Consider the following 7,744-nt stretch of genomic DNA (forward strand, 5'->3'; position numbering starts at 1 on the left):
TACAGGAAACCAAATAGAAGATATAACTTTTTTGAATGAATTAAATGGAATAAAGAAATTAGATATAAGATGGAACAAAATAGAAGATATTAATGTTTTGTTAGAATTAGATAATTTAAAAGAATTAACCATTAGTAAAGCAGACAAATATGCTAAATCTGAACAAGGTAAAAAAGTAATAAGTAAGTTGAAAAATAAAGGAGTAAAAATAAAATATTAGAGTGAAAACGGGAGGAAGAAAATGCTTAGTGAAAATAGTTATAAAAAATTAATTATTTTATTTATATTGGTGATGATGGCTAGTAGTTTTTTATTAATAGGATGTAGTAATGAGTCTTCTAATAAAGGTGAGTATAGTATTTCAGGTACAATTTATGATAACAATGGGAATCCGGTACCAGAGGTAACTATAAAATTTAATGGGGAACTTTCTTTAGGTAAAAGTGCTAATTTTGGGATGGCTAAGACAGATGAAAATGGTCAGTTTAGCAAAACAGGGTTAACAGGAACAGTAGAAGTAATACCAGTTAAAGAAGGATATGATTTTTCTCCTCAAACAGTAACTGGAGAAACGGAGCTGGTATTTGGAAATGATGAAGATTATAATACTGATGACAAAGAAGAAAAAGACAAATTTGATTTTAAAATAAGAACAACAAATATAAGTAATAAGGAATTAGGACAAGTTAGTATAGAATTAAAAAATAATAAATTGAGTTATTCTAAAACTAAAGAAACAGACAATAATGGAGAAGTAATATTCAAGAACTTACAAGCTGGTTTATATAATATTAAGGCTGAAAAAAGCAAATATATAACAGTAAAAATGGAAATTGATTTAGAAGAGGAACAGAGTAAGACAATAAAACTAGCTAAAGATGAAGAGAAAGTAACAGTGACTGATAACATAACAGAAATAAGTAATGGGACTTTGACAGTTGACTTAGTAGAGAATAAAGCACTAAAAAAAGAGCTTATGAATCAACAAGTATCAATTGTAGAAGCACAAAAAAATGTGGCTCAATTAATTAAAGAAGAAGCACAAAAAGAAAAATTCAAACAGGTTTTTGATTTTGATAAAGAAGATATAATAGGTACAAGTTATTGCATTAGTTATCAGAAAACCCTAATGGGCTTGCCTTTGGGCTGAATGATAACATTTTAGAAATAATTGAATATTATTTCTAAAATATGATATACTAAATATAAGTCAAAAAAATCAAAACCTACGATAAAGAGTAAGCGACAACCAAGCTGCTCTAAATTAGCAAAGGGTAAAAATATAATACATTACCGTCGGGCTGACGGAAATTAAAGCTTCTGGAGGCATTGTAAGTTGCCTCAACTAGTCTTTTGGCTAGTCTAGAAACTGTAAGACCTAATTTGTCTTGCCATTTACGGTAGGTTCAGATTAGGCTCGTTTCAATGAATGAAGAAACCTGAATGGGCTTGCCCTTCAGGTAAGTCATACAATTCAAGTTGCAAAAGAAAATAAGACTAATGCAATGAATAAAAAAACAAGTAAGCAAACTAAAGAAGATATTGTCTTTGGTACTATCAAGCGAAAATTAAATCAAATAGCTAATATCAATGATTTAACTAAAGATTATTCAGTTTTAGTAGCTATTACAGATAATTCAGGTAAGATTAATTATTATCGAACCAATTATCCTTATGGTAATTATGATGAAGAAATAGCAGGAGATATTCCTGTTGAGTTTGAAAAGTGTACTGTATCTATAGTTGAGGGAACAAGAAAATTTGAAACAAATGGATTAAGAGCGGCTGCAAATAAAAATGAGTTGGCAACAAAATATCAAAAATTTAAGATAATAAATGTTAATAATAATAGAATGGAAATAAAAACTACTTCGGAATGGAGTAAGCATGAATATAAAGTATATAATTCGGCAGGAAACAAAGCTGCTTCTGGGATTGTAGGAGAAAATGGAAAGATTGAACTTGGTCTAGGTAGTTTTAATAATGGAGTTTATACAGTAAAAATTGAACCTGATATATGGAAGCAAAATATTTTTATTAATAAGATAGATTTTGATAGTTTATCAGTAGAGCCTTTAAAATTAGCCCAAAAATATGCTCCAATATTAGCCTATCCGGATGTAGAGGAATATTATCCAGCTCCATTAGGGTATTTGGCTCCGCATGAGAAAGATGGGATAGATGAGGATAGTTATCCTGATGTTAAGAACTTAGAAGAAGAAGAATTCAACATAAGAAGTAATAGATTAAAAGATAAACAAGTTATTACAAGCAAACTTCCTTATTTAGGATTAGGAGAATATTTAGCTAATAATGGAAGTGAAGATTTTTATATTGATTTTAATTATGGACAAACGCATAAAAGCTTTTTGGATGACCTTTCTCTGTTAGCTAAAATAACAGGAAGTTTAGATAGTGCTACTATTTATTATTCTTTTATTAAACGAGACGGTAAATATTATTTAAATTATCATTTCTTTTATCCATTTGACCCTAAACAAGGTACAAGTGACAAACCAGATAAAGCAGCTCATGTATATGATAGAGAAAGTATGTCTTTAGTATTTGATGATCTTAATAGTGAACCAGAATCTATTGTATTTGGAGCTCATTTAGATAGTCAGTTGATGGCTTTGTTTGATGAAAAGTTAGAAAGAGAAATAGTTTGGGAAAATAATGATAAAGTAGAAGAAGGAGGAAGGGTGAAAATCCCTTGGGTAGAAGCATTTAAATATAAATATAATAATGAGCAGATACATCCTATAGTTTCTATTGCTAAAGGTTCTCATGCTTTATATCCTGTCCCAGGTTATTATCATTGTAATGTAAATCCAGCAGGGCGTGGTCATTCACCAATCGCAACAAATGAAGTTGCAGGAGATTCGCTTATGGGAAATACATTATTTAAAGTTAATGAAAAAGGGATGGATAATAAATGGGAACGAGTTTTGTTTCCAAAACAGTATAAGGATAAAATGGTGACTAAAGAAAATGAAGATAAAGTGTATCAATTAAAGTTTCTTAATTTAGGACAATTAACAAGTAGTAGTGAAAATGCTCCATTACTTTTTAGTGGAGCTTGGGTAGATGTAATGTACGATCCTACACACCCTTTTGCAACTAACGCCAAATTTCCTCCGTTTACTGAACGAGAGAAGAATATTAGTGAATGGACAAGTGATGCTTATTCAGGGAGAAATGGACTAAGTTTTATGGAATTAATTCCTGATTATTCTAAAGAATTAATGAAGTTGCTTGACGTTCATGTTAATATCAATTTAGATAAAGTCGATATTTTTAAACAACCAGAGAAAAAACTTGTTAAAGATAGGACAGTAAGATTATCTGAAGAATTTAAAGATGCGGCTATGTATGAAACTACAGCAGGAGAAAAAGAAGTAGAAATTGCTAAAAAATTAACTCCTAGTAAAGCAAGAACTATCAAGTATTTAGATGCGTCTAATAGCGCAATCATTGAAGGTTTAGAAGGACTACAGTATTTTACTGAATTAGAGAAGTTGAACTTAGGAAATTGGCATAATGAAGATGGGAATTTATTAAATACTCAAGGGCGATTAATTAAAGACTGGGGCGGAGAAGCAGTTAATTCAAATATTATTAATAATTTAGGCCCAATAGCTAATTTAATTACCTTAAAAGAGTTAAATTTATCTAATACAGGTATAGAGGACTTGAATAAGTTATTTGATTTAGAAGCTCCAAGAGGTTTAGATTATTATAAACCAGAATATAAAGGGTTATTGAAATTTATGCCTAATCATGATGTTACAGAGGTTGATTTGAATACAAAGCAAGAATCTATAGCAGTAGATAAAGTTAATGCTTTATCTAATTTGATTAGTTTAGAAAAATTAAATCTTAGTTTAAATAAAATCAATGATTTATCTATAATCAAAAAATCAATTAATTCTGGAGCATTAAAGAATTTGAAAGAGTTAAATCTTAGTGATAATAAAAATCAAGATGGTGAAACAACGCTTACTGATATAACTCCGTTAAAGAGTTTAACTAAATTAGAAGATTTTCAACTCTTAGATTTAAGAGCCAACAATCTTGATTTAGAAGAAGGATCTGCAACTATGGAAACAATCAATTATTTAAAAAATGAAGGAATCAGAGTTTTATATGATGGTCAAAAAATTATTCCGTGGTCTCATATAGATACTAATTTTGATACAAAGTGGAAAGAACGAGGCGTTCCTGTTATCTTTTTAACTGATTTTACATTTAAAGCCACTGAGAAAACAAGTAATCAACAACTAGATCAATTTTTAGATAATTTAGTTCATGGGACAGATAAAGCAGATGGAATTGTAAAAGGTGATAGATTGACTGTTAATGACATAGCTTTGTATGGACTAACTATTAATGCAGAAAATAAAGAAGATGGAGCAAAGCTGTTAGCAGAACAATTAAGTCAAGACCAAAGGAATATGCAGTAGTAAGTACTGGTGCAGGTAATAGTAAAGACTATGTTTGTTTGAAAGAAGTGACAGAAAAAAATGGAAAGATGATAAATCATGGTATCTATGCAATTGAAAATCATGATTTAGATAGGTATAGTGGAGATCCTGAAAGAGAGGACTATGAAGAAGAAAAGAAAAAAGAGTATAAAATTAAAAAAGATGAACTAAAGAAATTGGAAGAAGATCATGAAAAAATAATTACTAGAGGGTTAGAATTAACAGTAGGATATGTTTTTGAAATTACGGATAATATTTATGAATTAGGATCAGGAGTTGATAAACCAGGGCTGCATTATCCTCTTCATAACCCCATTGAAATTGATCAAGATGCAATTATGTATAAAAATCAGGATTATATTGGGCGAAAATATAATGGTCTTTATCCAGTAGGATCTAAAATAAAGATTAAAGTTCCGAAAAAAATTACACCTAATGATGCGCAAAAGAATTTTTATGGAGACGACTATAATTTTAAATCAATAACTGTAAATGGCAAGAAAATAGCACCAACAGAAGAAAATGAGAGCAGTTATAAGTTTACAATTGAGTTAGATATTTTTAAGACTATATATATAAATTATTCGACTATCTGATTGACCAAGTAGAAGGTAATTAAAATATAGTTAATTAAGTAGTTCAGTTTGAATACTGGACTACTTTCGCTTTTTATTATGCTAATTAAAGAATGATAATTAACTTTGCAGTAAGAAAAAGATAAAATGCTTGAATTTTTATACTTTGTTATGTATAATTATTCAAAAGGTAATTTATTCTAGGAATTTAAAAGTAATAATAGTTTTTTAATTGAATAATTAAAGACTTTACTTTATAATTTAGAATATAAGAGAATTAGTATTAAAGTTAGCTGATAAACTTACAATAGATTATGAGGAGTGAGACTAATGAATGTTAAAGAGATTGAAGGGACGATTACTACACCATTAGATTTTTTTGCTTCAGGGATAAAAACAGGTGTTAAAGAAGAAGGAAAAGATATGGCTTTGATTTATAGTATTGTAAATTCTGAAGCAGCAGCAGTGTTTACTACTAATCAAGCACAGGCTGCTCCAGTAAAAATAAGTCGTGAACATGTAGAGGGCGGTTATGCTCAAGCTATTTTAGTTAATAGTGGAAATGCTAATGCTTGTACAGGAGAAAGAGGTTATAATGATGCTCAAAAGATGATAGAAATTGCTTCTAATAAATTAGGATTAGCAGCAGAAAATATTATTCTCTGTTCAACAGGAATTATTGGCGAATATTTGCCTATGGACAAAATTAAGCCAGGGATTGAAAGAGCAGTTTTAAATTTAAAAGAAAACGGTGGTTCTGAAGCGGCAGAAGCAATTATGACCACAGATAAATATCAAAAAGAGTTAGCGGTTAAAGTTGATATTGGTGGTGAAGAGATTACAATTGGTGGTATAGCTAAAGGTTCTGGAATGATTGAGCCAAATATGGCGACAATGTTATCTTTTTTAACTACTGATGCTGAAATTGATGCTACATTATTACAGGATGCGCTAGCAGAAGCAGTTAATAAAACTTTTAATCGGATTACTGTAGATGGTGACCAAAGTACTAATGATACTGTAGCAATTTTAGCTAATGGTGCTTCAGATAATGAGGCAATAACAGAAAAAGGTGATAGCTATCATCGTTTCGTAGAAGGTTTAACCTATATTTGTAAAAAGTTAGCTCATCTAATTGTTAAAGATGGAGAAGGTGCTACTAAATTTGTGACTATTGAAGTTGAAGGGGTCACTGCGGAAGAAGATGCAGTCCAAATTGCTAAAGGAATAGCTAATTCTAATTTAGTTAAGACAGCTCTCTTTGGAGAGGATTCTAATTGGGGACGTATTGCATCTGCTGCAGGAGCAGTAGGAGTAGAATTTGACCTCGATAAGCTAGAAATTAGGATTAATGGTCAAGATATATTTGGCCCTGCCCAGCAAGTTTATAATCATGAAGATGATTTATTAAAAGAACCTACAATTAAGATAGAAGTTGATTTGAATTCTGGAGACGAATCAGCGGAAGTATGGACTTGTGATTTGTCTTATAAATATGTAGAGATTAATGCTGAATATCATACATAAAAACAATTGAGAATTGAAAATGGATAATGGACAATTAAAAGAAAAAGACATAAAATAATTGCTAATGAATAATGAAAGAAAAAACAATTAAAGAATAAAAAATAATATGTAGATAGACTTGGCACTGCCAAGTCTAAAATTATAGTTAATAAAAAAGGATGTGCAATAATAAATAAATTAGAGGGTGGTGAAAAATTTGAAAGAATTAATTGAAAAAGCAGATATTTTAATTGAAGCACTACCATATATGCGAGAATTTTCTAATAAGACAGTAGTGATTAAATATGGTGGTAATGCGATGGTTAATAAGGATTTAATGGCTTCTGTACTAGAAGATGTGACTTTGTTAAAGTATGTAGGAGTTAATCCAGTCATAGTACATGGTGGAGGCCCAGTGATTAGTAATAATTTAGAACAGTATGAATTAGAAACTGACTTTCATAAAGGATTTAGAATTACTAGCCAAGAGGTAATGCAGGTAGTAGAAAAGGCTTTAATTGGGGAAGTGAATACTAATTTAGTATCTTTAGCTAATAGTTTAGGAATTAAAGCTGTAGGGTTATCAGGAAAAGATAATCAAATGATTTTAGCCCAAAAGTGTGAAATGGATTGTGAAGTAGAATTAGGTTATGTAGGAGAAGTTGATGAGGTGGATCCTACTTTACTTAATTCAATGATTGATAGTAATTATGTACCAATTGTAGCTCCTGTAGGTACAGATAAAGAAGGAAATAGTTATAATATTAATGCTGATTTAGTAGCTGGAGAAATAGCTGCTGCCTTAGAAGCAGAAAAACTAATGTTATTAACTAATACTGAAGGGATTTTAGAAGATCCAGAAGATAAAAGTACTTTAATTTCCAGATTGAAAATTGCAGAAGCTAAACAAAAGATAGAAGATGAAATTATAGTAGGGGGCATGATCCCTAAAGTAAATGCCTGTATTACTGCTTTAGAAAAAGATGTAAATAGGACTCATATTTTAGATGGCAGATTGGATCATTCGATTTTATTAGAGATATTTACTGATAAAGGAATCGGAACGATGATAACTAAATAAAGCAGTGAAGAGTGAAGAGTGAAGAGTGAAGAGTGAAGAGTGAAGAGTGAAGAGTGAAGAGTGAAGAGTGAAGAGTGAAGAGTGAAGAGTGAAGAGTG

At 30.3% G+C, this 7,744-nt stretch carries 5 protein-coding genes and 1 pseudogene; all 6 read left to right on the plus strand.

What is annotated here, in order from left to right:
* Positions 1-220: pseudogene (locus JOC47_RS15015) on the plus strand (hypothetical protein); the annotation flags it as partial.
* 21 nt (positions 221-241) lie between these two features.
* Positions 242-1,150 carry an MSCRAMM family protein gene (locus JOC47_RS15020; RefSeq protein WP_204703227.1) on the plus strand — a complete coding sequence of 303 codons (909 nt, stop codon included), beginning with the start codon at positions 242-244 and terminating at the stop codon, positions 1,148-1,150.
* A 355-nt stretch (positions 1,151-1,505) separates the two neighbouring features.
* Complete coding sequence (locus JOC47_RS15025; protein ID WP_204703229.1) at positions 1,506-4,463, plus strand: leucine-rich repeat domain-containing protein; 2,958 nt, start codon at positions 1,506-1,508, stop codon at positions 4,461-4,463.
* Positions 4,464-4,501: 38 nt separating this feature from the next.
* Positions 4,502-5,080, plus strand: coding sequence for a hypothetical protein (locus tag JOC47_RS15030; RefSeq protein ID WP_204703231.1), 579 nt, complete (start codon positions 4,502-4,504; stop codon positions 5,078-5,080).
* Positions 5,081-5,389: 309 nt separating this feature from the next.
* Positions 5,390-6,586 carry a bifunctional glutamate N-acetyltransferase/amino-acid acetyltransferase ArgJ gene (gene argJ / locus JOC47_RS15035; RefSeq protein WP_204703233.1) on the plus strand — a complete coding sequence of 399 codons (1,197 nt, stop codon included), beginning with the start codon at positions 5,390-5,392 and terminating at the stop codon, positions 6,584-6,586.
* Positions 6,587-6,782: 196 nt separating this feature from the next.
* Positions 6,783-7,646 carry an acetylglutamate kinase gene (gene argB / locus JOC47_RS15040; protein ID WP_204703235.1) on the plus strand — a complete coding sequence of 288 codons (864 nt, stop codon included), beginning with the start codon at positions 6,783-6,785 and terminating at the stop codon, positions 7,644-7,646.
* The last annotated feature ends 98 nt before the right edge of the window (positions 7,647-7,744 follow it).

Origin of the sequence: Halanaerobacter jeridensis (genome assembly GCF_016908315.1) — a bacterium.
In the GTDB taxonomy this organism is placed as follows: Bacteria; Bacillota; Halanaerobiia; order Halobacteroidales; family Halobacteroidaceae; genus Halanaerobacter; species Halanaerobacter jeridensis.

Excerpts from the sequence above, each read along its gene's own strand:
- JOC47_RS15020 (WP_204703227.1), top strand. The coding sequence starts at position 242 with ATGCTTAGTGAAAATAGTTATAAAAAATTAATTATTTTATTTATATTG.
- JOC47_RS15025 (WP_204703229.1), top strand. The coding sequence starts at position 1,506 with ATGAATAAAAAAACAAGTAAGCAAACTAAAGAAGATATTGTCTTTGGT.
- argJ (WP_204703233.1), top strand. The coding sequence starts at position 5,390 with ATGAATGTTAAAGAGATTGAAGGGACGATTACTACACCATTAGATTTT.